The 26,138-nt window shown below is 66.2% G+C and carries 24 protein-coding genes (1 of these 24 running past the window's edge); 18 read left to right on the plus strand and 6 right to left on the minus strand.

Annotated elements, in window-relative coordinates; all coding sequences use genetic code 11:
• A protein-coding gene (locus BBTA_RS15035; RefSeq protein ID WP_012043340.1) for a toll/interleukin-1 receptor domain-containing protein crosses the window boundary here: on the minus strand, positions 1-1,571 show its 5' portion. Its footprint begins 505 nt before the window's first position; 1,571 of the gene's 2,076 nt are visible here — the first part of the coding sequence; its start codon is at positions 1,569-1,571; the stop codon falls past the left edge of the window.
• Positions 1,572-1,791: 220 nt separating this feature from the next.
• Here BBTA_RS15035 and BBTA_RS15040 point away from each other — a divergent pair, with 220 nt between their 5' ends.
• The gene (locus tag BBTA_RS15040; protein ID WP_012043341.1) at positions 1,792-2,190 is read left to right on the plus strand and encodes a DOPA 4,5-dioxygenase family protein; all 399 of its coding nucleotides are present in this window, start codon (positions 1,792-1,794) and stop codon (positions 2,188-2,190) included.
• 34 nt (positions 2,191-2,224) lie between these two features.
• Here BBTA_RS15040 and BBTA_RS15045 read toward each other — a convergent pair whose 3' ends face one another.
• Together BBTA_RS15045 and BBTA_RS15050 are read right to left on the minus strand one after the other, a co-directional pair.
• Entirely contained in the window at positions 2,225-3,112 is an 888-nt protein-coding gene (locus BBTA_RS15045; protein WP_168167894.1) for a PHB depolymerase family esterase, read from the minus strand.
• Positions 3,113-3,228: 116 nt separating this feature from the next.
• Complete coding sequence (locus BBTA_RS15050; protein ID WP_049795362.1) at positions 3,229-3,531, minus strand: hypothetical protein; 303 nt, start codon at positions 3,529-3,531, stop codon at positions 3,229-3,231.
• Between the two features lie 164 nt (positions 3,532-3,695).
• On the opposite strand from BBTA_RS15050, the gene BBTA_RS15055 reads away from it, so the two are divergent.
• Complete coding sequence (locus tag BBTA_RS15055) at positions 3,696-4,421, plus strand: response regulator (RefSeq protein WP_012043344.1); 726 nt, start codon at positions 3,696-3,698, stop codon at positions 4,419-4,421.
• Entirely contained in the window at positions 4,418-5,797 is a 1,380-nt protein-coding gene (locus BBTA_RS15060; RefSeq protein ID WP_012043345.1) for an ATP-binding protein, read from the plus strand. The genes BBTA_RS15055 and BBTA_RS15060 overlap by 4 nt, the downstream gene beginning before the upstream one ends.
• 25 nt (positions 5,798-5,822) lie before the next feature.
• On the opposite strand, the gene BBTA_RS15065 is transcribed toward BBTA_RS15060, so the two are convergent.
• The 3 genes from BBTA_RS15065 to BBTA_RS15075 are packed head-to-tail and all read right to left on the minus strand — an operon-like array spanning position 5,823 to position 9,000.
• The gene (locus BBTA_RS15065) at positions 5,823-6,848 is read right to left on the minus strand and encodes a class II aldolase/adducin family protein (RefSeq protein ID WP_012043346.1); all 1,026 of its coding nucleotides are present in this window, start codon (positions 6,846-6,848) and stop codon (positions 5,823-5,825) included.
• A 14-nt stretch (positions 6,849-6,862) separates the two neighbouring features.
• Positions 6,863-7,729 (minus strand): TIGR01459 family HAD-type hydrolase, encoded by an 867-nt coding sequence (locus BBTA_RS15070; protein ID WP_012043347.1) that lies wholly within the window; start codon positions 7,727-7,729, stop codon positions 6,863-6,865.
• Positions 7,726-9,000: an FGGY-family carbohydrate kinase gene (locus BBTA_RS15075; protein ID WP_012043348.1), complete on the minus strand. Its 1,275-nt coding sequence runs from the start codon at positions 8,998-9,000 to the stop codon at positions 7,726-7,728. The genes BBTA_RS15070 and BBTA_RS15075 overlap by 4 nt, the downstream gene beginning before the upstream one ends.
• Before the next feature lie 179 nt (positions 9,001-9,179).
• Here BBTA_RS15075 and BBTA_RS15080 point away from each other — a divergent pair, with 179 nt between their 5' ends.
• From BBTA_RS15080 to BBTA_RS15150, 15 genes are all read left to right on the plus strand, one after another.
• On the plus strand, positions 9,180-10,169 hold the full coding sequence (locus BBTA_RS15080) for a sugar-binding transcriptional regulator (protein WP_041750651.1): 990 nt from the start codon (positions 9,180-9,182) through the stop codon (positions 10,167-10,169).
• 29 nt (positions 10,170-10,198) lie between these two features.
• Entirely contained in the window at positions 10,199-11,638 is a 1,440-nt protein-coding gene (locus BBTA_RS15085; RefSeq protein ID WP_012043350.1) for an extracellular solute-binding protein, read from the plus strand.
• A gap of 105 nt (positions 11,639-11,743) precedes the next feature.
• Entirely contained in the window at positions 11,744-12,670 is a 927-nt protein-coding gene (locus tag BBTA_RS15090) for a carbohydrate ABC transporter permease (protein ID WP_172236313.1), read from the plus strand.
• A gap of 12 nt (positions 12,671-12,682) precedes the next feature.
• Positions 12,683-13,540, plus strand: coding sequence for a carbohydrate ABC transporter permease (locus BBTA_RS15095; protein ID WP_012043352.1), 858 nt, complete (start codon positions 12,683-12,685; stop codon positions 13,538-13,540).
• Between the two features lie 7 nt (positions 13,541-13,547).
• Complete coding sequence (locus tag BBTA_RS15100; RefSeq protein WP_012043353.1) at positions 13,548-14,651, plus strand: ABC transporter ATP-binding protein; 1,104 nt, start codon at positions 13,548-13,550, stop codon at positions 14,649-14,651.
• A 15-nt stretch (positions 14,652-14,666) separates the two neighbouring features.
• The gene (locus BBTA_RS15105; protein WP_012043354.1) at positions 14,667-15,776 is read left to right on the plus strand and encodes an ABC transporter ATP-binding protein; all 1,110 of its coding nucleotides are present in this window, start codon (positions 14,667-14,669) and stop codon (positions 15,774-15,776) included.
• A gap of 2 nt (positions 15,777-15,778) precedes the next feature.
• Positions 15,779-17,359, plus strand: a complete 1,581-nt coding sequence (locus tag BBTA_RS15110) for an FGGY-family carbohydrate kinase (RefSeq protein ID WP_012043355.1) — start codon at positions 15,779-15,781, stop codon at positions 17,357-17,359.
• Positions 17,352-18,401, plus strand: a complete 1,050-nt coding sequence (locus BBTA_RS15115) for a 2-hydroxyacid dehydrogenase (protein ID WP_041750652.1) — start codon at positions 17,352-17,354, stop codon at positions 18,399-18,401. The genes BBTA_RS15110 and BBTA_RS15115 overlap by 8 nt, the downstream gene beginning before the upstream one ends.
• Positions 18,402-18,419: 18 nt before the next feature.
• The gene (locus tag BBTA_RS15120) at positions 18,420-19,169 is read left to right on the plus strand and encodes a class II aldolase/adducin family protein (RefSeq protein ID WP_012043357.1); all 750 of its coding nucleotides are present in this window, start codon (positions 18,420-18,422) and stop codon (positions 19,167-19,169) included.
• Positions 19,166-20,674: a glycerol-3-phosphate dehydrogenase gene (locus BBTA_RS15125; RefSeq protein WP_012043358.1), complete on the plus strand. Its 1,509-nt coding sequence runs from the start codon at positions 19,166-19,168 to the stop codon at positions 20,672-20,674. The genes BBTA_RS15120 and BBTA_RS15125 overlap by 4 nt, the downstream gene beginning before the upstream one ends.
• Before the next feature lie 304 nt (positions 20,675-20,978).
• On the plus strand, positions 20,979-21,929 hold the full coding sequence (locus BBTA_RS15130) for a PDR/VanB family oxidoreductase (protein WP_012043359.1): 951 nt from the start codon (positions 20,979-20,981) through the stop codon (positions 21,927-21,929).
• An 18-nt stretch (positions 21,930-21,947) separates the two neighbouring features.
• A complete protein-coding gene (locus tag BBTA_RS15135; protein WP_012043360.1) occupies positions 21,948-23,288 on the plus strand; it encodes an aromatic ring-hydroxylating dioxygenase subunit alpha in 1,341 nt (446 codons plus the stop codon).
• The gene (locus BBTA_RS15140; protein WP_012043361.1) at positions 23,285-23,761 is read left to right on the plus strand and encodes an aromatic-ring-hydroxylating dioxygenase subunit beta; all 477 of its coding nucleotides are present in this window, start codon (positions 23,285-23,287) and stop codon (positions 23,759-23,761) included. The genes BBTA_RS15135 and BBTA_RS15140 overlap by 4 nt, the downstream gene beginning before the upstream one ends.
• 7 nt (positions 23,762-23,768) lie before the next feature.
• Positions 23,769-25,385: an ATP-dependent acyl-CoA ligase gene (locus BBTA_RS15145; protein ID WP_012043362.1), complete on the plus strand. Its 1,617-nt coding sequence runs from the start codon at positions 23,769-23,771 to the stop codon at positions 25,383-25,385.
• A 5-nt stretch (positions 25,386-25,390) separates the two neighbouring features.
• Entirely contained in the window at positions 25,391-26,131 is a 741-nt protein-coding gene (locus BBTA_RS15150; RefSeq protein ID WP_041751446.1) for an SDR family NAD(P)-dependent oxidoreductase, read from the plus strand.
• Positions 26,132-26,138 lie beyond the last annotated feature (7 nt).

Consider the following 26,138-nt stretch of genomic DNA (forward strand, 5'->3'; position numbering starts at 1 on the left):
GAGGTCGCGAGCCGCTCGCGAAGCTGCAGCGCCTGCCAGAACTGGTCGATGGCGCGATCCGATTCGCCCATCCGCCCCAGCAGTTTGCCCATCATCTCGCGCATCGCCGCGGCATCGCGCTGCCAGCTCGGCTCGGCGCCTGCGGCGGCCATGGCCCGGTCGAGCAGAGCGACGCCGCGTTGGAACACGGCCAGCGCCTCGTCGTGCCGCCCCAGCAGATCGAGCGCCTGGGCCCGCCGGTCGAGGCTGGACGCGACGTCGCGTTGCCGGTCCGGGGCCGTCTGCTCAATCCCGGCGAGATCGCCATAGGTCTGCAGATCCTTGTCGGCCCAGCCCAGGGCTTCGCCGGGATTGCCGAGCTGCAGCAGCGCATCGGCGATGCGCTGATAGGTCGCTGACACCAGTTGCCGCCGCTCGCCCCGCGCCGGTTGCGAGTCGGCGAGCGCCTCGAGATGCGACAGCGCTTCGCGATAGAGCGGGAGCGCCGCGTCGGCACGTCGGCTCGTCAGCTGAACATCTCCGAGCCGGTTCAGCGCCGCGGCCAACGGCTCGCGCGCGGGCGCCGACCGATCGGCCAGCCCGCGCCACAGCGTCAAGGACGCGCGAAAATGACGCTCTTTGTCCGCGGCATCCGAGAGCTCCCCGATCCGCTGGTGCAGCATCGCCGCGCCTGTCTGCCACGCCGCGCCATCGGCGGCCGTGGTGATGTTCGCTTCGGCCATGCTGAGACAATTCCCCAGCAGCTTCAGCGCCGCCTCGCCCTCGCCAACCTTCAGGGCAGTCGCGGCGAGCGCGTCATAGGCCGGCAGATTGGCGAGCGTGCAGGGCTGGATCTGCGGCGTGGCCGCCGAGGTCTCGCGCGTTGTCCGGATCCGCAGCGCCAGCGCCTGGACGCTTCGATTGGCCGTGCTCTGGACCTGATCCAGCGCGCGCTCGGCACGGCGCTGCTCGGCTTCGGCGATGTCCCGGGCCTGAATGGCCTGCCACGCCTGCCAGCTCGCGACCGCGGCCATCACGAACAGGACAAGCGCGGCCGTCAGGAACACGCGCTGCCGGCGCGTCTCCTGGCGCGTGTGGTTGAAGCTGCGCACCAGCTCAGCGACGATGTGATCGCTCGGCTCGCCGTCCGCATCCGGCAATGTTTCCGGCAGGCTCAGCCAGTCGCGCTCACGCACCATCGCGGCCAGCGGCGCGTCCGCGGGCGCAGTCGCCAGCGCGCCGTTGAGATCGAGGATCACCGGGCCGACATCGCTCGCCAGTGCCACCGCAACCTCGCGCCTGACCCATTCCGACCTGAAGGCACCGGGACGCCCGATCACGACGATCTTGCGGCTCTTGAGCACTTGCCGCCGGGTCTCGCGTCTGAGATCGGCGCCGGCCACATATTCGGTCTGGTCGAGAAAGACGCGGAAGCCGGCATGCTCGAGCCGCTCCTTCAGCCGCTGCGGCAGATGCATTCCGTCGGACCGGCTGTATGACAGGAAGAAGTCGTAGCCGAACACGCGATCGACCAGCCGCGTGATCACGCGCTCCGGCCGCATCTGCTCATCATGGGGCGGGGATACGGTCATGGCGATCGCAACCTCGAAGCGAGCGCAACCAGATGATCACGTGATCCCGGTCCGGACAAGTCACCTTCGCGGGGTGATCTGCATCGGGGTACCACTCTGCATGTCCGGGAGCCGGCGCCGTGATATGCTTGGGGATCTCGGCCAGCACGCAGATGCGGCGAGACAGAACGCCGCGATGGTGACAGGCGCGGCGGAATATCCGGAGGACAGAGGAGAGCCTATGCCGCACGATCTGAAGAGCATCGCCAGCTTCCATGCCCACATCTATTACGATCAGGAGACCCGCGCGGACGCCGAGCAGCTGCGCAACTGGATCGGCGAACGCTTCGCCGTCACGCTCGGCCGCTGGCACGACGCGCTGGTCGGCCCTCATGAGCGCGCGATGTATCAGGTCGCCTTCGCCGTCGAGCTGTTTGCAACCCTGGTGCCCTGGCTGATGCTCAACCATGGACGCCTGAGCGTGCTGGTGCACCCGAACACGACGCAGCCGCTTGCCGATCACACCGCGCATGCGCTGTGGATCGGCGCGCAGCTCGGCATTCGCGGGGAGAAACTGCCGGAGACCAGCGAGGCCGAGCTGCCGCTCGCGCCGAACACGACTCCGACCCTGCCGGCCTGACCGCTCGACGCGGAGTTGCTGCGCCCGGAGCGAATTACAAGGCTCCGTCGCGATCGAATGCCGTCAGAATGGTCTCTGCACTGTCGATGTCGAAATTGCTGGGGCCGAGCAGGCGTGGCGCCAGCGCGCGTCGGCCGGGCAGGGCATGACCGCCGCCTTCGACGCGATAGAGCGATACGCCGCCGGTCACCTTGCAGTTTTGCCAGCTGATCTGCGTGACCGACGTGCCGTTCGTATCATCGCGATGCGGCAACGCGACCATGCGCTGGGCGTCGCAGCCGTCGCGCCGGGCGAAGAACGCCGCCGTCGTCTCCGCGCTCCACACCAGGCCGCGGCCGCCGCGCAGGCCGACCTCGCCGCCGCGATAGGGCACCATCGGATCCGCCGTGCCGTTGATCATCACCACCGGCATCGGCCTGGCGGTGCAGGGTTCGACGCCGGCCGGCATGTTGGCGATGATCGTGCCGATGCCGGCGAACAGCTCCGGCGCCTTGCAGGCCAGCGCGAAGCTCATCATGCCGCCATTGGAGATGCCGGCCAGATACACGCGGTGGGGATCGGCGACGCCGTCCGCCACGAGACGGCGAACCAGCGCGCGGATGAAGCCGATATCATCGGGCCCGTTGTGCCCATCCATGCGGCCGTCATTCCACTGCCGATCCAGGCCATCAGGAAACACGGCGGTAAAGTTCCGGCGCGCGGCGGCTTCGGCAAAGCCGGCCGTGCGCGCGGTGCCGGCCCCGGAGCCGAGCGCGCCATGCAGCACGATCACGGTGGGGCGCGGCCCGCTGGGGGCCGGTATCACCAGCGCATGACGCGGGCCATCGGCAGTGTCGATGACCATGTCGCGGTCGACGGCAAGGGCCGGGGCCGACGCCAACATGGCGATGACAGCAAACATCAACAGGCCGTGCGGTCTCATCGGCATGTCTCCTGCGGAACGATTGTCACCGGCGTGACGCGACGGCGGGCACACCACGCCAGAAACGGGCGATCAGTCCACCCCGCCGTCGTCACCGAGCTCAGGTCGCGGCCGGCTCAGCGGCTGACGGTACGGCTGTAGCTGTAGGAATGGCCGCGCGGGCCGGTGCCCTGGCCCTGCCGCGTACAACTGCCAGCGCTGCAGCTGGCCGATCCCGAGCGCGACCAGCTGTTGCCGGCCGGGCCGGTGCCGCCGCCCTGCCAGGCGCAGGTGCCGCCGGAGCAACTGCCGGAACCGCCGAAGCTGGTGGTGCCCCGCAGGCCCGTGACCGCACCGCTGCGTGTCCAGGCGCTGGCGTCGCTGGCGGTCGCTGCCGCAGCGGCGGCGACAAACAATAAGGTCGCGATCAGTCTCTTCACGTCACTCTCCCGAGGTCGATGCTGCAGGCATTCGTGTCCTGCGCAACAGAAGGTGCCGCGCGAATGTCGTGGCGTGATGCACGGCTGATGTCATCGCGTAACGGAATGTAACAGCAGGCGCCGGCTTATTGCCAAACGGCGAATTTTGCGCATCCATCAGGGGGATGAGCATCCCCTCGGCCACGCTTCTGATGGTGGAGGACGATCCGGAGATCAGCCGGCTCGTGCGCGATTTCATGCGTCGGGAAGGCTTCGAGATCGAGGTCGCCGAGAATGCCGCGGCCATGGACGCCGTGCTGCGGCGGCTGCGGCCCGATCTGATCATTCTCGACCTGATGCTGCCGGGCGAGGACGGGCTGTCGATCTGCCGCCGCCTGCGTCAGAGCGACGACATTCCGATCCTGATGCTGTCGGCGAAAAGCGACGAGATCGATCGGGTGGTCGGGCTGGAGCTCGGCGCCGATGACTACATGGTGAAACCGTTCGGACCGCGCGAGCTGCTCGCCCGCGTCCGCGCGCTGCTACGGCGGGCGCAGGCAAGTCCGCGGCGTGAGGCGAGCCGGCGCTTCGCCTTCGACCGGTTCGTGCTCGACGTCGATGCGCGCAGCATCGAGACCGTGAGCGGCGGCGATGCGCCGATACAGCTGACCTCTGCGGAGTTCGACCTGCTCGCCTGCTTCGTGCAGCGGCCCCGCCGCGTGCTCAGCCGCGACCAGATCCTTGATTTCACCCGCGGCCGCTCCGCCGAGCCGTTCGACCGTACCGTGGACATGCTGATCTCGCGGTTGCGACGCAAGCTTGAGGCGGCAAGCCCCGGGACCAGCCTGATCACCACGGTCCGCAATGGTGGCTATCTGTTCACGGCCATCGTGAGGCCCGTCGCCGGATGATGCGCCTGTCGCTCGCCATGCGCATCGGTTTGATCGTGATCATCGGTCTGCTGGTGATCTGGATCGGCACGCTGGCACGTTTCTACCGCAGCCGGACCGCAGACCTCGAAGGCGCAGCGCCGCCGCCGGCGCGGCTGGCCGCGCTCGTCGAGCTGATGGAGAGCACGCCGCCCCGGGAGCGCGGGCGGATCATCGCCGCCACATCGTCCGACCGCTTTGAAGTCCGGCTCATCGATGAAGCGGCAGCGGCGCGGTTGCCACAGTCCGATCCGGCACAGCTCACACTGAAACCAGGATTGCGCGACGCCTATGCCGATGCGCTCGGGTCGCGGCGATGGGCGATCGGCCCGGTGTCGGAGCCGGACGGTCGCTGGTGGCCGCGACTGGCGCGCGCGCCGCACAACGCAATGGAGTTTCGCATCGCCCTGAATGACGGCGAGATCCTGCAGGTCGACTCCCGCGCCTCGCTGGTGGTGACGCAGCAGGGCCTGCCGATCGGCTTCGGCGCCGGCCTGTTCGGCACCGTGGTGGCGCTGTTGGCGCTCGTGATCATGCAGCGCGAGACGCGGCCACTGGTGCGCCTCGCCGCCGCGGTCGACCGGGTCGATCCGGCCGGAGCGCGGGTGCCATTGCCCGACATCCGTCGCAACGCGCCGGAGGTTCGGGCCGTCGTGACGGCGTTCGGCCGGCTGCAGGACCGGCTCGCCGAGCTGATCCAGGCGCGCATGGCGCTGATCGGCGGCATCGCGCATGACGTCCGTACCTTCGCGACCCGTTTGCGGCTGCGCGTCGACCAGATTCCGGACGACGCCGAGCGGCAGCGCGCCGTGGTCGATATCTCCGACATGATCCGGCTGCTCGACGATGCGCTGGTGGCGAGCCGCGCCGGCGCCGGCGAACTGCCACAGGAGCTCATCGCCTTCGACGAGGTGGTGCGCGCCGAAATCGACGATCGCCGCAACCAGCACGCGCCGGTGCGGCTCGATCGGGCAGGGGAGTCCGGCGAGCTCTTGCTGCTCGGCGACCGCCTGGCGCTGCGCCGGATCATCGCCAACCTCATCGACAATGCTCTGAAATATGGGCGGGTCGCCGATGTCGTGCTGCGGACCGAGGCGGCGCACGCCGTTCTGATCGTCGATGACGAGGGCCCCGGCATTCCGCCCGACAAGCGCAATGCCATGCTCGAGCCGTTCACGCGCATGGACATGTCGCGCAATCGCAGCACGGGCGGCGCGGGTCTGGGGCTCGCGGTGGTGCGAACCCTGGTAGAGGCGCATGGCGGCAGCATCGAGATCGCCGATGCGCCGCGCGGCGCGCGCATCATCGTCCGACTGCCATTGTTTCAGGACAGTGCCGACGGCCAGTCTCACGCATGACCCAAGGGCCTCATGCGCAGCGTTGTTACAGACGGCTGGCGGTCAATTGCTGGCGATAGCGTTCGGCGTCCCAGTTCAGCAACGCCTGCTCGTGTTCCGCCGCGAGATAAACGATATCCGCGTCGCGCGGCAGGCGGCTGGTGACGAGGGCGAGGCAGCTCAGCATGGCCTCGGCGCCCGGGCTGGCATCGCGACGAATGATCGCGCCGAGGCCCGGCGCGAGCGCGGCGACCGGCGCCGGCAGGCGGTTCGCCTCCGCGCGTGTGAGCAGCGCAGCGAGGGCATCGGCGCCGTCTACCGTCGGCAGCCCCGGGCCGAGAAACACCACGTGATCCGGATAAAGCGAGCCGCCGCTGGCAACCGCCCGATTGAACGGATCGGTCGCGATGCAATGGCAGCCCGCATCCAGCGGCAGGCGATAATCCGTGCCGGCGCAGAGCCGCCGCAGCGCGGCTTCGTCGGGGGCGGGCGCCGCGCGGACAGGGAGCGCCAGCCGCGCTTCGACGTCGCGCGCCAGTGCCAAGGCGCCGTCGCAGCTCTCGGCGCCGACCACCAGGCCATGATTGCCGAGCACGAGAACGTCGATGCGGTCCTGCGTCACGATCTCGCCGACGGCGCGCGCCAGCGGCAGGCCGGGATGATGATAATCGAGATGTCGCCAGGCCAGCCCTGCGAGCCGCGTGGCGAAGGCGTCGCTTGCGTCGCGCCGCACCGCCCAGGCGATCGTGTTGACGGAGTGTACGTGCAGCACCACCCGGTGCGGCATCAGCGCATGCAGCGACGTCTCGATCGAGGCGCGTAAGTTGCCGGGCGCGGCCAGCGGAATGCGCTCGTCGTCACGCGCGAGCGCTTCAAGCGCGGCCGGCAGCAGCACCGGCACGAAAATGTCCTTCTCGGCGGCGTCGGACAGCCATGTCCCCGACGCCTTCACCCAGAGCAGATCGCCGTCCTTGAGCGAAGAATTGCCGCCGGCGCCTTGCACCATCGACATGTCGCGGCCGACGCGTGCCGACATCTCGCGTAACGCCATCAAATCACCGGGCTCGCGCATCGATCGGTCTCCTCTCACCAAACAAGATGCTGCATGGTCCAGGTCGGCATCCGCTGCGGCGCGCCGGCCAGCCGGCGGGTCGCGGCGGCGAGATCCGGCGCGCCGGCCAGCGTGGTGCGATGTACGCCGTCGCTGAGCAGCAATGTCTGCAGGCCCTGGGCGCGACCGCCGGCGACGTCATGGTCGAGCGAGTCACCGATCATCAGTACGCGATGCGGATCCGGATCGCCGAGTTGCGCCAGCGCCGCCGCAAAGATGGGTCCATGCGGTTTGCCGACGAACGACACCCTGCCGCCCAGCCATTCATAGGCGCGCGCCAGCGTGCCGGGCGCGGGCACCAGGCCAGTTGCGCCAAACATCATCAGGTCGGGATTGGCGCAGATCATCGGGACGCGCCGCGCCGCTGCGTGCGTGAATTGGTCGCGCCACAGGTCGGGCTCAGTGACCTCGTCGTCGAGGCCGCCGAGCAGGATGAAGTCGGCCTCGCGCAGGTCGCTGACGATCACGAGATCCAGCCCTTCGGTCAGCGAACGGTCGCCGCCGCGGGTGATCAGGAAACAGGCGCGACCGCAATCGGTGAACGGCGCGCGGTTCCGCTCGCGTAAGCCGTTCCAGGTCACCTCGCCCGAGGTGAGAATGCCGTCATAGGCGGAGCGCGGCACGCCGAGCCTGGCGAGCCGCTCGGCATTCTGGCTGGCGCGCTTGCCGGAGTTCGACAGCACGAGAACGCGTTTGCCGGCCTCCCTCAGCCGGGCGAGGCAATCGAGTGCGACCGGAAACACCGTCCGTCCGTCATGCAGCGTGCCCCATTGGTCGAGCAGGACGTGATCGAACCGGTCGGCGATGGCGGACAGGCCGCTGATCTCGCAGGCCGCCATCATCGCGGTGGCCCCTGCAGCGCCAGCAGAGCCGTGCCGTAGCTCGCTTCGGTGTGCGTGGCGATGCTGACGGGCACGCCGATGATGCGCGCGCGGATCGTCGCCCAGGCCGCATTCCTGGCGCCGCCGCCGATGCTGATCACGCGCCGCAGCGTCGGCGCGCCGAGCGCTTCGAGGCGACGATAGGCCAGCGCTTCGACCCCTGCGATGCCTTCGAGCAGCGCCTGGAAGAAGCGATGGTCCTCCGCCGGCCGCGGCGCGATCCGTGGCGCCAGCGCGGGATCGGCGATCGGGAAGCGCTCGCCTGGTTTGGGCAGGGGATAGTAGTCGAGTCCGGTCGGATCGTCCGGGCGCAGCAGCGGCGTCATGCGGTCCATGTCCTCGGTGGAGAAATGCGCCAGCAGCGCGGCACCGCCGGAATTCGACGCGCCGCCCGCGAGCCATTTGTCGCCCAGCCGGTGCGAGTAGACGCCCTGATCGGCGGCGAAGATCGGCTGCGTCGCCACCAGCTTGACGACGAGCGTGGTGCCCAACGAGGTCACGGCGTCGCCTGGCGTCTCGGCGCCCGTGGCGATGAACGCGGCGACGCCGTCGGTGGTGCCGGCGACGATCCGCGCTGAAGAGGACAGGCCGAGCCGGCGCGCGACCGCCGGATCGATCTCGGCAAAGGGCGTGCCCGGCACCAGAATGGTCGGCAGCAGGTCGGGCGGAATGCCGAGCTGGTCGAGCCATTGCGGCCAACAGCGCCGGACCGGATCGTAGCCGAGCTTGAGCGCGTTGTTCTCGTCGCTGACGCCGTGGCGGCCGGCCAATCTCCCCGCGATCCAATCGGCCTGATGCACGGCGTGACGCGCGCCGCTGGTCGAGGCCATAAGATGCAGGAGCTTGGCGAGCGCGCTGCTCGCGCCATGCGCGCCGCTCTCGGGCGGTGCGACAGCGGCAATGCGTTTGGCTTCGTGGGTCGCGCGCGCATCATTGTACATCAATCCGGGCGAGCGGGGGCGTCCGTCCGCATCGATCAGCAGCAGCGTGCCGGAGGTGCCGTCGATCGCGATGCGGGCGACCGCGCCGAGATCGATGATCTCGCCGAGCTTGCTGATCGCGGCGGTCGCAGCCTGCCACCACAGCTCAGGGTCCTGATCCAGCGCATTGCCGCTTTGGCGGGGCGCGGCGAGCGCCATCGCTGCCGCGCCCTCAATGTCGCCGCGCGCATCGACAGCGCAGGCGCGCACGCCGCTGGTGCCCACATCGATGCCGACAAATAGCTCCGTCATGCGACCTCATCACGGTTTGCGCGATTACGTTTTTTTCGTTGGCCGGCGCGTCAGCTTCCGTTGCGCTGCAGCACGTTTGGGGGATTGACGGCCGGATCGACGTCTGCAATTTTTTGCAAGGTGTGAAGAAATTTGCAAGTAGGCATTCCGGCGTGACGACAGCTTCCGATAGAGTTCCGATGGTGGATGGCGAGGCTTCGCTCGCCACCCGCGCGGCGTGGCTCTATTTCGCCGCCGGGCTGACGCAGTCCGAAGTCGCCGATCGTCTCAACATCCAGAGCACCAAGGCGCATCGTCTGATTGCGCGGGCCAGCCGCGAAGGCATGATCCGCGTCTTCGTCGAGGGGCCGGTCGCCGAATGCGTGGCGCTTGAAAACGCGCTCGCCGAACGTTACGGGCTGGCCTTCTGCCGCGTCGCACCTGATCTCGGCGAGGGAGATCTGCCGCTGAAGGCGCTTGCCTTGGAGGGCGCGAGCTTCCTGCGTCAGGTGCTGGAGCGTGGCGACGACAAGATCATCGGCGTCGGTCACGGCCGCACGCTTGCCGCCGTGGTGGCGCAACTGCCGCAGACGCCGGCTCGCGACGTTCAGTTCGTGTCGCTGCTGGGAGGCCTGACGCGAAAATTCGCCGCCAATCCGTTCGATGTCATCCATCGTCTGGCGGAGCGCACCGGGGCCGAGGCCTATCTGTTGCCGGTGCCGGTGTTCGCCAATTCGGTGGCGGACCGTGCCGTGCTGATGCAGCAGTTCGGCATCGCCGACGTGTTCGCGCTGGCGCGACGCGCGTCATTGCTGTTCGTCGGCATCGGCCAGATTCACGCCGACGGCTTCCTGGTGTCGAGCGGCATGATCAAGCCCGACGAGGTCGTGGAGTTGAAGCGTGCCGGCGCCTGCGCCGATCTGCTCGGGCATTTCTTCAACGCCGAGGGCGAGTTGCTCGATCTCGATCTGTCGGCGCGCGCCACCTCGATGTCGGCGGAAGATCTCAGGAAACACCGCATCGTCGCCATTGGCGGCGGCGAGGCGAAAATCACAGCTCTGCGCGCCGTGCTGCGCAGCGGCTTTCTGAACGGTCTGATCATCGACGAGACGACCGCTCAGGCACTCGCTACCGACAAGCCGGAGAAAACATCCGGCCAATCCAAGAAGAAGAGTCGGAAGGGTAGGTAACGCTAACAACCAAACGATGGGAGGGTATCATGTACGATCGCGAGAAGAACCTGTTTGCATCCTATGCCGGCAAGCGCATCAGCCGGCGTGACCTGCTCGACGGCGCCGCCAAGCTCGGCATCGCCGGCGCCGCAGCCAATGCTGCCTTTGCCTCCACGATGTCGAAGGCCCTGGCGGCGGACTTCAATTGGAAGGCGCAGAGCGGCAAGACCGTCAAGCTGCTCCTGAACAAGCATCCTTATGTCGATGCGATGATCGGAAATATCGAGGCTTTCAAGAGCCTCACAGGCATGAACATCACCTACGACATCTTCCCGGAGGATGTCTATTTCGACAAGGTCACGGCGGCGCTGTCGTCGAAGTCCGATCAGTACGACGCCTTCATGACCGGCGCCTACATGACCTGGACCTATGGTCCGGCCGGCTGGATCGAGGACCTCAACACCTACATCAAGGATCCCGCCAAGACCAATCCGGCGTTCGCCTGGGATGATGTGCTGCCCGGCCTGCGCTCGTCGACCGCGTGGGACGGTGTCGCCGGCTCCGAGCTTGGCTCGGGCAAGGCCAAGCAATGGTGCATCCCGTGGGGCTACGAGCTCAATAACGTCACGTATAACCGCAACATCTTCAACAAGGTCGGCGTGAAGCCGCCGGGCAATCTCGATGAGATGCTCGAGGTCGCTGCCAAGATCACCAAGGATGCCGGTGGGCCCTATGGCGTCGGCGTGCGCGGCTCGCGGTCCTGGGCCACCATCCATCCGGGCTTCCTGTCCGCCTATGCCAATTTCGGGCAGAAGGACTTCGTGATGGAGGGCGGCAAGCTCAAGGCCGCGATGAACACCAAGGCCTCGAAGGAGTTCCACGACAAATGGGTCAAGATGATCCAGGGATCGGGCCCGAAGAATTGGTCGACCTACACCTGGTACCAGGTCGGCACCGATCTCGGCGCCGGCGCCTCCGGCATGATCTTCGATGCCGACATCCTCGGCTACTTCATGAACGGCGGCGAGAACAAGGAGCGCGGCAATCTCGGCTATGCGCCGTTCGCGGCCAATCCGGCCGCCAAGGCGCCGACGCCCAACGTCTGGATCTGGTCGCTGGCGATGTCGAGCTTCTCCAAGCAGAAGGATGCGGCCTGGCTGTTCATGCAGTGGGCGGCTTCGACCGAGCACGGCCTGTTCGGCGCCCGCAAGATGGACTTCGTCAATCCCGTCCGCACCTCGGTGTGGAAGGACAGCGAATTCCGCGACCGCATCGCCAAATCCTATCCGGGCTATCTCGAGCAGCATGACCTCTCGGCACCGGGGGCCAAGATCTACTTCACGGCGCAGCCGCTGTTCTTCGATCTCACCACGGAGTGGGCGGCCTCGCTGCAGAAGATGGTGGCCAAGGAGGTCAGTGTCGATGAAGGTCTCGACAAGCTCGCCGAGAGCATCAACCGCCAGCTGAAGCAGGCCGGCCTCGGTTGAGGCCGCTGCCGTTCCTTCCATGACCACCTGCTGGTCCGGGCGCTCCCCACAAGTGCCCGGACCGGCCCATCTTCCTGCGACGATGTGATCACACCTGTCATGAGCATGGCCGAACTTGTGCAGACCGATGCGGTGCCACGCCGCCCCAAACGACGGCGCGGGCGCCTGCTGCCCTATCTGTTGAGCCTGCCGGCGCTGCTGGTCTGTATCGCCATTCTGGTGCCGTTCGTGACCGCCGCGATCTACTCGCTGCAGCGCTACCGGCTCAATCTGCCGTATCTGCGCGGCTTCATCGGCGTCGACAATTACATCGACTTCCTGTCCGATCCGGCGTTCTGGAATACGCTGCGCATCTCGCTGGTCTATACCGCCGTGACGGTTGTCGCCGAGTTGCTGCTCGGCCTTGGCATCGCGCTTTTGCTGCGTCGGCCGACGCGCTTTCACAATGCCGTCTCGATCATGCTGCTGCTGCCGCTGATGACGGCGCCGGCCATCGCCGCCTTGATGTGGAAGCTGATGACCAATCCGAGCTTTGGCATCCTGTCCTATCTGGTCGGCCTGCTCGGCGTGCATGATTTCAAATGGGCGTCCGACCCGTCGACCGCGCTGTTCACGGTCGTTCTGGTCGACGTCTGGGTCTACACGCCGTTCATCATGATCCTGCTGCTGGCCGGCCTGCGCTCGCTGCCGCGGCAGCCGTTCGAAGCGGCGGCGCTGGACGGCGTGCCGGCGAGCTTCGTGTTCTTCCGCATCACGCTGCCGATGCTCGCGCCCTACATCATCACCGCGTCGCTGTTCCGGCTGCTCGACTCGATCCAGCAATTCGACATCGTCTATGCGATGACGCAAGGCGGCCCCGGCGACCGGCTGATGGTGTTCCAGGTCCAGGCCTATCTCGAATTCTTCCAATACACCAATGTCGGGCGCTCGGCGGCGCTGTTGATGATCCTGTGGCTGATCACCAACATCCTGTCGAACATCTTCATCAAGAACTGGCTGCGGCTGCGCGCGCGCGCCCATGGCCACGCGTAAGGGAGAGACGTCGTGGATCACTCCAGTCTGGCTGGTCGTATCTTCCGTGGCATCGCGCTCGCGATGGTGCTCGTGTTTTTCATGTTTCCGATCGTCTGGATCCTCCTGATGTCGTTCCAGACCAATGAGCAGATCCTGCGCATTCCGCCGCGCATCCTGTTCGAGCCGACGCTCGCCAATTACGAGGCGCTGATCTCCGGCCAGCTGCGCACAGCCGCCGGCAATCTGCAGATCTCGTTCATGCGCAACCTGATGAACAGCTTCCTGCTGTCGAGCGCATCGGTAATCCTTGCGCTGCTGCTCGGCGTGCCCGCCGCTTACGCGTTCGCGCGCTTCAAGTTCCGGCTCGGCGAGACCATCGCCTTCACGCTGCTGTCGTTCCGCTTCGCGCCGCCGCTTTTGGTGCTGCTGCCGCTGTCGCTGTATTATCAGCAGCTCGGCCTCAATGACACTTACTTCGGCATCGTCTGGGTCTATCAGCTGATCGCGCTGCCGCTGATCCTGTGGATCGTGCGCGGCTATTTCGAGGATATCAGCCCCGACATCGAGCATGCCTATCGGCTGGCCGGTCATTCCTGGCGCGAGGCCTTCACCCGCATCGCGGTCCCCCTGGCAGGACCGGGGATCGCCGCGGCGGGATTGCTGTCGTTCATCTTCTGCTGGAACAATTTCGTGTTTGCGCTGATCCTGGCGTCGGCCGACAAGCAGCCGGTGACGGTCGGTGCGCTCGCTTTCGTCACCGCCTCGGGCATTCAGTACGGCCAGATTGCTGCCGCGATCGTGCTGTCGGTCACGCCGACCCTGCTGCTAGCGCTCTACGCACAGCGTTATCTGGTCGAAGGTCTCTCACTCGGTGCGGTCAAGGGTTGAGGTCATCATGGCGCGTCTCGAACTCAAAGCCGTCGACAAGTGCTTTGGCGCCGTCAGCTGTGCCAAGGGCGTGTCGCTGACCGTCGAGCCCGGCGAGATCGTCGCGGTGTTCGGCCCGTCCGGCAGCGGCAAGACCGTGCTGCTGCGCATGATCGCGGGAATGTTCGAGCCTGACGACGGCGACATCCTGGTGGGCGGCCGCTCCATCGTCGATGCGCCGCCCGAGCAGCGTGGCATCGGCATGGCGTTCCAGAATTTTGCGCTGTTTCCGCATATGAGCGCGCGCGACAACATCGCCAGCGGCCTGCGTGCGACCGGCGCGTCCGACATCGCCGCCAAGGTGACGGCAATGAGCCGGCTGTTGAAGATCGAGCACGTGCTCGGCCACCGGCCGCGCGAATTGTCCAACGGCCAGAAGCAGCGCACCGCGCTGGCCCGCGCGCTGATCGGCAATCCCGAGGTGCTGCTGCTCGATGATCCCTTGCGCAATGTCGATGCCAAGCTGCGCTATGAGATGCGACTGGAACTGCCGAGCCTGCTGCGCCGCAGCTCAGCGGCGGCGCTCTATGTGACGCAGGATTACCGCGAGGCGATGGCAATCGCCGATCGCATCGCGGTGCTGATCAACGGCCGGCTGGTGCAGGTGGCGCGGCCGGAGGAGATCTATGCCCGGCCCGCATCTGTCGCGGTGGCGCGGCTGTTTGGCGATCCCAGCATCAATCTGTCCGAGGTGTCGCCGGTGGCCGATCAGGGGCGGCTGACGGCCGCCATCGCCGGAACCGAGATCATGCTCGATCGCAACGAGCGGGAGACCAGCACGCGGCAACGGTGTTGGCTCGGTGTCCGTCCTGACGATGTCGTGGTGACGCGTCAGAATAGCGGTGGCGCGATCCCGGCGCGGGTGGTGGCGATCACGCCGATGCATGAGCGCGCCGTGCTGCTGCTGCGCTTTGCCGACGGCTCCGAATGGCTGGCGGCGATGGCGCCCGAGGCGCTGGAGGCGGGCGCCGACGAGGAGGTGTTCGTGCAGTTCGCACCCGAGGCGGCGCTGTTGTTCGATCATGCCAGCGGAGAGCGCATCGGCCTGCCGCCGCGGCGGCAGGCAGCCTGAGGATCAATCATGGGAATGCTCGAGATCCGCAACGTCGACAAGGTCTATCATACCCGGGGCAAGCCGCCGGTCCATGCGGTGCGCGCACTCGACATGGATATCAGGTCGGGCGAGATCGTTGCGCTGCTGGGCTCGTCGGGCTGTGGCAAGACCTCGACGCTGCGCATGATCGCCGGCTTCGAAAGCGTTAGCTCCGGATCGATTGCGCTGGCGCAGCGGCCGATCCATGAGCTGCCGCCGGCGAAACGCCGGGTGGCGATGGCGTTCGAAGGCTATTCGCTGTATCCGCCGCTGACGGTGCGCGAGAACATCGCCTTCGCGCTCAAGGCGCAGCAATTGTCGCGCAGCGAGATCGCGCAACGCGTCGACAATATCGCGCGCCTCGTCGAGATCGAGGACATCCTGGACAGCCATCCGCGGGCGCTCTCGGGCGGCCAGCAGCAGCGTGTGTCGCTGGCGCGCGCGCTCGTGCGCGACGCCGATCTCTATCTGCTCGACGAGCCGATGGGGCAATTGGAGCCGCAGCTGCGCGCCGTGCTGCGCGGCCGCATCAAGGGGCTGCTCGCCGAGCGCGGCATGACTGCGATCTTCGTCACCCATGACCAGACCGAGGCCAGCGCGCTGGCCGATCGCATCGCGGTCATGGAGGACGGCGTGTTGCAGCAATTCGCCAACGAGCGGGAGCTGAAGAACCGCCCGGCCAATCTGTTCGTCGCGAGCTTCATCGGCGAGCCCCCGATGAATCTGCTGGAGACGACGGTGAGGCGCGCCGAGGCCGGCTTCCGTCTGACGGCCGGGTCCGGCATGGCCTTCGATATTCCGAGCCAGACCCTGGCACCTGCCGCGCAGCAGGCGCTGGCGCAGGCCGACCGCATCAAGGTCGGCATTCGCCCGCAGCGGATCGCGATCGGCAGCGGCGAGGCGCGCCTGCGCGTCGTGTCCAATCAATGGCTGGGCGACCAGTCGCATGTCGCCGGTGAGTGCGCCGGCCATCTGCTGGTGGCCGTCACGTCGAGCAGGGTCGCGGCCCGGCCGGGCGACGTCGTGCCTTGCGCTCTGGACGCCAAGAATCTGCATCTGTTCGGGACCGACGGTCTCTGCATCCGTCATGCGGAGGCGCGCTGATCATGGCGTCCGCTACGACCCGCGACGTGATCATCGGCATCGACGCCGGGACCTCGGTGGTCAAGGCGGTCGCCTTCACGCGCGATGGTCGTCAGATCGGCGACTTCGCCATTCCCAACAGTTACACGACGGCGCCGGGCGGCCGGGTCGAGCAGGATCTGCAGCGGACCTGGGCCGACACGGTGGCGGCGCTGCGTGGCCTGGCGCAGGCGGTCCCGGACCTCGCCCGGCGCGTCTCGGCGATCGCCGTGACGGGGCAGGGCGATGGCACCTGGCTGATCGATGCCGATGGCCGCCCGGTGGCGCCCGCATTGCTGTGGCTGGATTCGCGGGCCGGAGCTTTCGTCGAATCCTTCCGCGCAAGCGAGCGCAACGCCGCGCTCTATCGCCGCACCGGATCCGGTCTCAGTGCGTGTCAGCAGGGGCCGCAACTCGCCTGGCTCCAGGCGCATGATGCGCAGATGCTGGCGCGCGCCAGCACGGTGTTCCACTGCAAGGACTGGCTCTACTTCAAGCTCACCGGACAACGCGCCACCGATCCCTCGGAAGCGACGTTCTCCTGCGGCGACTTCCGCACGCGCTGCTTCGACGACGAAGCTGCAAGCCTTATCGGCATCTCCGCGGCCGCGCGGCTGTTTCCGGCCGTGGTCGATGGTGCGGCGGCGACGCACCCCTTGGCGGCCACGGCCGCCGTGGAGACGGAGTTACCGGAAGGCGTGCCGGTGGCGCTCGGCTATGTCGACGTCATCTGCAACGCGCTCGGCGGCGGCCTCTATGACCCCAGCCCCGATGTCGGCTGCACCATCATCGGCTCGACCGGCATGCATATGCGGCTGGTGAACGGCGCGGATGCGGTCAGGCTGAATCCGGAGGCGACCGGCTATACGATGCCATTCCCGGTGCCGGGCCATTATGCGCAGATGCAGTCGACCATGGCCGCGACCTTGAACATCGACTGGCTGCTCGATGTCGCGCGCGGCGTGCTCGCCATGGAGGGAATCGCGCGCTCGCGCAACGATCTGATCAGGCGGCTCGACGAGCGCGTGCTCGACGCGAGGGCCGGCGAGTTGCTCTATCATCCTTTCATCTCCGATGCCGGCGAGCGCGGACCATTCGTGTCGCACGAGGCTGCCGCGCAGCTGATCGGGCTGCGTACCCGACACGGCTATTGGGACCTGATGCGCGCCGTGATGGAGGGGTTGGCCTTCGCCGCCCGCGACTGCTATGCGGCGATGGGATCGTTGCCGGCGGAGATCCGTCTGACCGGCGGGGCAGCCCGAAGCCGGGCGCTAGGCACCATCCTCGGTGCTGCGCTCGGCAGCACGGTTCGGGTCTGCCGTCGCGAGGAGGCGGGAGCCTCGGGCGCGGCGATGATCGCAGCGGTGGCCACCAACATTTACAGCAATATGATGGACTGCGCGGAGGACTGGGTGAGACCGTATTTGGATGTGGCGCAGGCGCCGGACGCTGCGCTTGCGGCGCGCTACGAGCAGATGTTCCCGACCTATGTCGAGGCCCGCCTGGCGGCACGTCCGGTCTGGAAGCAGCTCGCCGCACAGCGCGCAGGTGCAAATCATGTCTAGCGCCGCGTCTCCTTCCATCGCCATTATCGGCGATCGTTTCATGCTGCCCTCGGTGTTCGCCGAGCGCATCACCGCTCTGTGCGGCGGCGTCGATATCCGCATGCTCGAACAGCCCTGGCCGGACGAGCCGATGGAGCACGGCTATGCCGGATCCAAGCTCGACGGCCTGAAGGAGTTCATGGGCGATCCGGACGAACTGGCCGACTTCATCGGCACGGCACCGCTGCTGGTCACGCATCTGGCACCGATTTCGCGCGCGATGCTGCAGCGGCTGCCGAGCCTGAAGTTCGTTGCGGTGTCGCGCGGCGGTCCGGTCAATGTCGACATGCAGGCGGCGCGCGATCACGGCGTGCTCGTCGTCAACACGCCCGGCCGCAATGCCAGCGCGGTCGCTGAATTCACCATCGGTGCGATGCTCGCCGAGACCCGGCTGATCCGCAGCGGCCATGAATCGATGCGCGGCGGCGAGTGGCGCGGGGATCTCTACCGCGCCGACCGCACCGGACGCGAGCTCGGTGAAATGACGGTGGGCATCGTCGGTTACGGTGCGATCGGTACCCGCGTGGTGAAGCTGTTGAAGCCGTTCGGCTGCAAGATCCTGGTCACGGATCCCTACGTCCAGCTCAGCGCGCAGGATCGCAATGACGGCGTCGAGCATGTGGCGCTCGCCGATCTCCTGGCGCGCGCCGATGTCATCAGCCTGCATGCCCGCGTCACCGCCGAGACCACCGGCTTCATCGATCGCGAGGCGATGGCGCGGATCAAGCCGGGCGCGATCCTGATCAACACGGCCCGCGGCCCGCTGGTCGACTATCAGGCGCTCTACGAGGCGCTCAGCTCGCAGCGGCTCGCCGGCGCCATGCTCGACACGTTCGCGGTCGAGCCGGTGCCGCCGGATTGGCCGCTGTTGCAGCTGCCGAACGTCACGCTGACGCCGCACATCGCCGGCGCCTCCGTGCGCACCGTCACCTTTGCCGCCGACCAGGCGGCCGAAGAGGTTCGCCGCTATCTCGCCGGCGAGCCACCGCTCAATCCCTGCTGACGACGAAAGGCTTTCGACATGAACCGCGAGGAACGACAGATCCGCGAGAACATCATCGCCAAGTGCCGATGGATGAATGCGTCGGGTTTGAACCAGGGCACGTCGGGCAACATCTCGGCCCGCTACAAGGACAGGATGCTGATCACGCCGTCGGCGACGCCCTATGATTCGATGAAGCCCGAGATGATCGCCTCGATGCCGCTCGAAGGTGAGTACGGGTCCTGGGATGGGCCGCTGAAGCCTTCGACCGAATGGCGCTTCCATCTGGACATCATGCGCGGCCGCCCCGATGTCGGCAGCGTCGTGCACACCCATTCGACCTATGCCACCGTGCTCGCCATCGCCCGCAAGTCGATCCCGGCCTGCCACTACATGATGGCGGCGTTCGGCGGTATGGATATACGCTGCGCCGGCTATGCGCGTTTCGGCACGGCTGAATTGTCCGAACTCGCGTTGGAGGCGCTGGAAGGGCGTAATGGCTGCCTGCTCGCCAATCACGGCATGATCGCGGTCGGTGCCAATCTCGACAAGGCGATGTGGCTCGCGGTCGAGCTCGAGACCATCGCCAAGCAGTATTATCTCTCGCTGGCGCTCGGCCAGCCGCACATCCTGGGCGAGGCGGAGATCGCCGAGACGGCGCGCGGATTCTCGACCTACGGCCTGCAGGAGCTCAAGGCGAAGCCGACCAAGCCCGCGAAGTCGGCAACGAAGGCGCGCGCGGCCGCCGAGCGCCGCAAGCCCGAGAAGAAGCGCAGCAGCAAGCGATGAATGCGACGGTTTCACGCATCGGCCGGGATCATGGCGACGTCGATGTCGCCGTGATCGGCGGCGGCATCAATGGCGCGGGAATCGCGCGCGATGCCGCGGGCCGCGGTCTCAAAGTGCTGTTGTGCGAGAAGGACGATTTCGCCGAGGGCACGTCCTCGCGTTCGGGCAAGCTGATCCATGGCGGGCTGCGCTATCTCGAATATTACGAGTTCCGCCTGGTGCGCGAGGCGCTGATCGAGCGCGAAGTGCTGCTGGCCTCGGCGCCGCACATCATCTGGCCGATGCGCTTCGTGCTGCCGCATTCGCCGGAGCAGCGGCCCGCCTGGCTGGTGCGCACCGGCCTATTCCTCTACGATCATCTCGGCGGCCGCAAACAACTGCCGCCGAGCCGCGCGGTCGATCTCGCGCATGAGCCGGAGGGGGCGCCGCTGCGGGAGGAGTTCCGGCGCGGTTTCGAATATTCGGATTGCTGGGTCGACGATGCCAGGCTGGTGATCCTCAATCTCGTCGATGCCGCGCGCAAGGGCGCCACCATCCTGCCGCGGACCCGCGCCGTCAGCGCAAGGCGGGAGAACGGCGCCTGGCATCTGGAGATGCGAGCGGCCAACGGCGAATTGCAGATCGTTCGCGCACGGGCCCTGGTGAACGCCGCCGGCCCCTGGGTGCAGGATGTGGTGCAAGGCGTCGCGGGATTGAACTCGGCGCATCACGTGCGGCTGGTCAAAGGCAGTCATCTCGTGGTGCCGAAGTTCTGGAGCGGATCGCAGGCCTATCTGTTGCAGAACACCGACCGCCGCGTGATCTTCGTCAATCCCTATGAGAGCGACCTCGCGTTGATCGGCACCACCGACATCGTGCACAATGGTCGCGCCGAGGACGTCGCGGTCGATGACGGCGAGGTCGATTATCTCCTGGCCGTGCTCGACCGCTATTTCCGCGCCGCGCCGGGCAAGGGCGACATCGTTCATGCGTTCTCCGGCGTGCGGCCGCTCTATGACGACAACGCCGACAACCCGTCCGCGGTCACGCGCGACTACGTGTTCGAGGTGCATGGGGCGGCCGATCAGCCGCCGCTGCTGTCGATCTTCGGCGGCAAGATCACGACCTTCCGCCGCCTCGCGGAGCAGGCGCTGGAGCGGCTCGCGCCGTGGTTTCCGCAACTGGCGCCGGCGTGGACGGCGGGCGCCTGTCTTCCCGGCGGCGATCTCGGCGGACCGTTCGAACAGTTCCTCATCGATCTCGCTCGCGACTATCAGGGACTGCCGCGCGAGCTGGTGGCGCATTATGCGCGGCTCTATGGCAGCAGCGCGCGGGATCTGCTCGGCACCGCCCGCAGCCCGAACGATCTCGGCCGTCATTTCGGCGGCACATTCTATGAACGCGAACTTTTCTATCTGCGCGAACGCGAGTGGGCCGTGACCGCGGCCGATGTCCTGGACCGGCGTACCAAGCACGGGCTGCATCTGACCCGCAGCGAGCGCGAGGCGTTCGAGCTTCAGTTCTGAGGCGGTGGGAGCACCGCTGACCTGTTGAAGGAGTCTGCGCGGGGTGAACCGACGCCGGTGTGACCTGGGGCCGGCGACCGGCCCAATGCGACGGCATTCAACGGATCGTTCTGCTGCTATTTTTACCTGGAGGGCCGTCACGCCAGCCGCTACGCTTCAAGCGGCGGCAGATCGCTCTTGCGGTGCAGTCGAGATTGCCCAGGAGAACCGTGCAGAGCGGGCTGTCGACAATCGGTCCCGACGATTGACAGTCAATTATTACACCTCTAAAAATATGCAAATTCATATAATGTGAGATGCCGGAATGGAGACGCATCCGCTGACGCTCAAGGTGCTGTCGATCGCTGCGGAGACACCGCACGTTCGGAGCCTTGTGTTCGGCGTGGAGGGCGGAGCCGTCCCGGACTGGCAGGCCGGGGCACATATTCGCGTCGCCCTCCCGAACGGCGGAGACCGGCCGTATTCTCTGCTGGCCCTGCCGGAATTGCCGGCTGGCGCGCTGGCGCTCGGCGTGTTGCGCGAGGCCGCGTCGACCGGCGGCTCGCACTACATGCACGCGTTGAGAGCGGGCGATGTCGTGAAGGCGTCCGCGCCGGTCAACAACTTTCCTTTGCATGCTGGCGCCGCGCCGGCGCTGCTGTTCGCTGGCGGTATTGGCATCACTCCCATTCTCTCGATGGCTGCCGAGTTGAGCGCGCGAGGACATCCGTTCCGGCTGCACTATGCGGGGCGGGCGCCGGGAGGGCTCGCTTTCTTGCCACAGCTGCAGGCGATCTGTGGTCGCAGCCTTTCGATCCACTATGACAGCGACGAGTCGCGCTTGGACATCGCGGCCGCCCTGGCCGCGGCTGCGCTCGGGTCTCACGTCTATGTCTGCGGCCCGGCAGGCATGATCGAGGCGGTGAAGGCCGCGGCGCTGACGAAAGGCGTCCCGCCGGATCGCATTCATTTCGAGCTGTTTCGGGCGGAGACGCCCAGTTCGCCAGACCGGCCGTTCGAGGTCGAGCTGAGATCGACGGGGCAGGTCGTCACGGTCGCGGCAGATCAGACGATCATTCAAGCGCTGGAGGCGGCCGGGCTCGACGTGCTCTATGATTGCCAGCGCGGCGATTGTGGCATCTGCCAGTGCGGCGTGATCGCGGGCGTTCCTGATCATCGCGACGTCATTCTCAGCGATGAGGAGAAGCGCTCCAACAAGTTGATGCAGATCTGTGTGTCGCGCGCGAAATCAGACCGGCTGGTGTTGGATCTTTGAAGAGAGTCGAGGCTCGCCATGGGAAAATACGGGAATGATGCCGGCGCCATCATGGCGCTGGTCCGCAAGGCCGAGGTTCATCGCGACGTCTATGTCGATCCCGAGATCTTCGATCTCGAGATGGAGCACCTGTTTCCGAACAGCTGGATCTATATCGGGCATGCCAGCCAGCTTTCGAAACCAGGAGATTTCATCACCGCCAATGTCGGCCGCCAGCCGCTGATGGCCAGCCGCCATAGCGATGGCGCCATCCATGTCTTCTACAACCGGTGTCCGCATAAGGGCGTCAAGATCGCCTCGGAGCCGTGCGGCAACACTGGAAAATTCTTCCGCTGTCCCTACCACGCCTGGTCGTTCAAGACCGACGGTTCGCTGCTCGCCATCCCTTTGAAGAAGGGATATGAGGGCACCGGCTTTCCCGACACGCAAGCCAGCGAAGGATTGGCGAAGGTCAAGAACGTCGTGGTCTATCGCGACTTCATCTTTGTCCGTCTGAGCGATGCAGGCCTGTCCTTCGAGGACTATTTCGGCGAAAGCCTCTCGACCATCGACAACATGGTTGATCGCTCTCCGGAAGGAAAGCTCGCGGTCTTGGCCGCGCCGATCCGCTACATGCATAACTGCAATTGGAAGATGCTGGTCGAGAACCAGACCGATACGTGTCATCCGATGGTTGCGCATGAGAGTTCAGCCGGTACCGCGGTCAAGGTCTGGAAGCGCGAGCAGGGCGACTCGACGGAGACGCCGATGGCGGTGCAGCTCTATGCTCCGTTCATGAGCCCTTACGAGTTCTACGAGCAGAGCGGCATCAGGATCTGGCCGAACGGCCACGGCCATACCGGCGTCGCGAATTCCATCCACTCGAACTACTCGGATGTCGAGGGTTATGTCGAGCAGATGGTCGCGACCTATGGCGACAAGCGCGCCCATGAGATTCTGGGCGAAGTCAGGCACAACACGATCTACTTCCCGAACATCATGGTGAAGGGGGCCGTGCAGATCTTGCGCAACTTCATCCCGATCGCGGTCGACAAGACCCTGGTCGAGAGCTGGGTGTACCGTCTTGTCGGCGCTCCCGACAAGCTCTACGAGCGCGCGCTGATGTACAACCGCTTCATCAATGCACCGACCTCGATCGTCGGGCATGATGATCTCGAAATGTATGAGCGGGCTCAGGAGGGCCTGACATCGAATGGCAACCAGTGGGTCAATCTGCAGCGGCTGCACGAGCCCGGCGAAGCGGATGACGTCACCGCCGTCATCAATGGCACCTCGGAGCGCCAGATGCGCAACCAGTTTCATGCCTGGGCCAAGTTTATGACCATGAACATGGACAAGCGCGTCGAGGCCGCCGAATGATCACCGAGAAGAGCATCACCGATTTCATCTATCGCGAGGCCGAGCTTCTCGACACGATGCAGTGGGACGCGTGGCTCGCTCTGTTCCACGCCAGTGGGCGCTATTGGATGCCGCTGGAATGGCAGCAGCAGGATCCCGTGCTGCAGCCGTCCTTGATGTATGAGGATCTGCTGCTGCTGAAGGTGCGTGTGGAGCGATTGGCGGGTGAGCGAACCTTCAGCCAGAAGCCGAAGAGTCGCTGCCATCATCTGCTGCAGGCGCCGACGATCACTGCCTGCGATCCGGCCAATGGACTGTTCAAGGCGCGGACGTCTTTCATCTATACCGAGACCCGTGGGGATGTGCTTGAACGCTATTCGGGATGGGCGTCGCACGACCTGATCGAGAGCGATGGTCACCTGAAAATCAAGCTGAAGCGGATCGATCTCGTCAATTTCGACGCTCCGTTCGGCAACATCCAGCTCTTCATGTGAGGGCCTCTTGACGACTTCTCCTTCCGTCTACGCCCGCTTTCGCGACACCGCGCTGCGGTTCGGTCCATCGGCATTTCTCAACGTGCTGACGGAGACCGCCGCGAATTACGGCATCGCGCCCGGCGAGATCAGCTATGCCACCATGCTCGCGCGGGTGGACGCGAGGCAGGCTGCGTTCGCAGAACGGGGCTATGGCGAGGGCCATCGGGTCGGGCTGCTGCTTCAGAACAGACCGGTCTTCGTCGAGCTGTGGTTCGCGCTCAACGCGCTCGGGGTCTCGGTCGTCCCGATCAACCCGGATCTCCGGCTCAGCGAGCTCGAATACATCATCGCGCATTCAGACATGAATGCGGCCTTCGTCCTCGCCGAACGGCGCGAGGAGGTGGAGGCGGCTGCGCGCAATGCCGGCCGTCCAATCCCGGTGGTGACGGTCGAGGACGACATCCCCGCGCCGTTTGGCGGCCCGCATCCGTCTCGGGCCGGCGATGCATCTTCCGAATGCGCATTGCTGTATACGTCGGGGACGACAGGTCAGCCGAAGGGCTGCGTGCTCACCAATACCTACTACCTCTACAGCGGAGACTGGTATCGGGACGTCGGCGGGTTGATCGATCTCAGGACTGGTCGCGAGCGGATGATCACGCCGTTGCCGCTGTTTCACATGAACGCCATGGCCGTATCGCTGATGGCGATGTTGTCGGTCGGCGGCTGTCTCACGATGCTGGATCGCTTCCATCCGCGCTCCTGGTGGGACTCGGTCAAGGAAAGCCGCGCGACCTGCCTGCACTATCTGGGCGTCATGCCGTCGATGTTGATGAGCGCGCCGGCATCGGCGGAGGATCGCGCGCATTCGGTGCGCTTCGGCTTCGGGGCCGGCGTGGACAAGCTCCTGCATGCGCCGTTCGAGGAGCGTTTCGGCTTCCCGCTGCTGGAAGCCTGGGCGATGACCGAGACGGGAAGCGGCGGCGTCATCGCCGCCAATGTCGAGCCGCGCAAGGTCGGCACCAGCTGCTTCGGGCGGCCGTCCGCTGACATCGAGATCCGCATCGTCGATGACAGCGGCAAAGAGACGCCGGCGGGATCGCCGGGCGAATTGCTGGTGCGGCGGGCGGGCCCGGATCCGCGCTACGGCTTCTTCCGGGAATATCTGAAGAACCCGGAAGCCACCGCGGAAGCGTGGCAGGGCGGATGGTTTCATACCGGTGATATCGTCTCCCGCGACGACGATGGCGATCTGCATTTCGTCGATCGCAAGAAGAACGTCATCCGCCGATCGGGCGAGAATATTGCCGCGGTCGAGGTCGAGTCGGTCCTCAACCGCCATCCTGCAGTCCGGCAGGCCGCGGTGGCAGCGACACCTGACAAGGTTCGTGGCGACGAGGTCGCGGCGGTCATCATTGCGGAGCAGGGCGGTGCGGACCGCAAACTGGCCGAGGAGATCGTCCGCTGGAGTCTCGCGCAGATGGCCTATTACAAGGCTCCGGGCTGGATCTGCTTCGTGGACCGTTTGCCGTTGACGGCAACCGAGAAGATCCAGCGCGGCGGACTGAAGGATCACGTCGCCAGACTGATGCAGGATGGTGCGTTCTTCGATCTGCGTGATCTCAAGCGGCGGCAGGTGTGATGACCATGCAGCAGACCTCCGGTCCAAGCCGGACCACGCTCATCACCGGTGGAAATTCCGGGATCGGCGAGGAATTGGCAAAGAGGCTCGTCGCGAGGGGGCAGCGCGTGGTCTCGGTCGGCCTGGACAAGCCGGACTGGACGCATGACTTGCTCGCGGCCTATCGCGCCGACCTGACCAGCATCGACGCCACGCGCGCGATCGCGCAGGAGATCTGTCAGGCCCATGCCGTTGATTGTCTCGTGCACAATGCCGGCGTGATCCTTCCCAATCTTCTGCCCGATGCCAAGCCGGAAGATATTCTGACGCTTGCGCAGTTGCATCTGGGAGCGCCGATGCTTCTGACACAGGCGGCGCTGGACGGAATGCGCGCGCGTCGGTTCGGACGAATTGTCTTCGTGAGCTCGCGGGCGGCGATGGGCGCGGTGACGCGCTCGGCCTATTCCGCGACCAAGGCCGGAGTGCATGGGATGGCGCGGACCTGGGCGCTCGAACTCGCGTCCGGGGGCATTACGGTGAACGTCGTCGCCCCAGGCCCGATCCTGACGGATAATTTCTGGGGCGTCATTCCCAAGGGATCGGAGCAGCAGGAGCGGATGGCGCGCAACATCCCCGTGGGACGGCTCGGCGCGCGCGAGGACGTGGCCCATGCCATCGAATTCTTCCTCGACGAGCGTTCCGACTTCGTGACCGGACAAGTGCTGTATGTCTGCGGCGGCGCCAGCCTGGTCGGCCTCGGTCCCTGACCTCGGC

It is taken from the genome of Bradyrhizobium sp. BTAi1, assembly GCF_000015165.1.
Classification (GTDB): domain Bacteria; phylum Pseudomonadota; class Alphaproteobacteria; order Rhizobiales; family Xanthobacteraceae; genus Bradyrhizobium; species Bradyrhizobium denitrificans.

What these genes read in the sequence shown, in the direction of transcription:
- BBTA_RS15045 (WP_168167894.1), bottom strand. Translation starts at nt 3,112, where the DNA reads ATGAGACCGCACGGCCTGTTGATGTTTGCTGTCATCGCCATGTTGGCG.
- BBTA_RS15110 (WP_012043355.1), top strand. Translation starts at nt 15,779, where the DNA reads ATGGCGTCCGCTACGACCCGCGACGTGATCATCGGCATCGACGCCGGG.
- BBTA_RS15125 (WP_012043358.1), top strand. Translation starts at nt 19,166, where the DNA reads ATGAATGCGACGGTTTCACGCATCGGCCGGGATCATGGCGACGTCGAT.
- BBTA_RS15040 (WP_012043341.1), top strand. Translation starts at nt 1,792, where the DNA reads ATGCCGCACGATCTGAAGAGCATCGCCAGCTTCCATGCCCACATCTAT.
- BBTA_RS15100 (WP_012043353.1), top strand. Translation starts at nt 13,548, where the DNA reads ATGGCGCGTCTCGAACTCAAAGCCGTCGACAAGTGCTTTGGCGCCGTC.
- BBTA_RS15055 (WP_012043344.1), top strand. Translation starts at nt 3,696, where the DNA reads ATGAGCATCCCCTCGGCCACGCTTCTGATGGTGGAGGACGATCCGGAG.
- BBTA_RS15065 (WP_012043346.1), bottom strand. Translation starts at nt 6,848, where the DNA reads ATGCGCGAGCCCGGTGATTTGATGGCGTTACGCGAGATGTCGGCACGC.
- BBTA_RS15115 (WP_041750652.1), top strand. Translation starts at nt 17,352, where the DNA reads ATGTCTAGCGCCGCGTCTCCTTCCATCGCCATTATCGGCGATCGTTTC.
- BBTA_RS15135 (WP_012043360.1), top strand. Translation starts at nt 21,948, where the DNA reads ATGGGAAAATACGGGAATGATGCCGGCGCCATCATGGCGCTGGTCCGC.
- BBTA_RS15120 (WP_012043357.1), top strand. Translation starts at nt 18,420, where the DNA reads ATGAACCGCGAGGAACGACAGATCCGCGAGAACATCATCGCCAAGTGC.
- BBTA_RS15075 (WP_012043348.1), bottom strand. Translation starts at nt 9,000, where the DNA reads ATGACGGAGCTATTTGTCGGCATCGATGTGGGCACCAGCGGCGTGCGC.
- BBTA_RS15140 (WP_012043361.1), top strand. Translation starts at nt 23,285, where the DNA reads ATGATCACCGAGAAGAGCATCACCGATTTCATCTATCGCGAGGCCGAG.
- BBTA_RS15090 (WP_172236313.1), top strand. Translation starts at nt 11,744, where the DNA reads ATGGCCGAACTTGTGCAGACCGATGCGGTGCCACGCCGCCCCAAACGA.
- BBTA_RS15150 (WP_041751446.1), top strand. Translation starts at nt 25,391, where the DNA reads ATGCAGCAGACCTCCGGTCCAAGCCGGACCACGCTCATCACCGGTGGA.
- BBTA_RS15060 (WP_012043345.1), top strand. Translation starts at nt 4,418, where the DNA reads ATGATGCGCCTGTCGCTCGCCATGCGCATCGGTTTGATCGTGATCATC.
- BBTA_RS15070 (WP_012043347.1), bottom strand. Translation starts at nt 7,729, where the DNA reads ATGATGGCGGCCTGCGAGATCAGCGGCCTGTCCGCCATCGCCGACCGG.
- BBTA_RS15105 (WP_012043354.1), top strand. Translation starts at nt 14,667, where the DNA reads ATGCTCGAGATCCGCAACGTCGACAAGGTCTATCATACCCGGGGCAAG.
- BBTA_RS15080 (WP_041750651.1), top strand. Translation starts at nt 9,180, where the DNA reads ATGGTGGATGGCGAGGCTTCGCTCGCCACCCGCGCGGCGTGGCTCTAT.
- BBTA_RS15130 (WP_012043359.1), top strand. Translation starts at nt 20,979, where the DNA reads ATGGAGACGCATCCGCTGACGCTCAAGGTGCTGTCGATCGCTGCGGAG.
- BBTA_RS15085 (WP_012043350.1), top strand. Translation starts at nt 10,199, where the DNA reads ATGTACGATCGCGAGAAGAACCTGTTTGCATCCTATGCCGGCAAGCGC.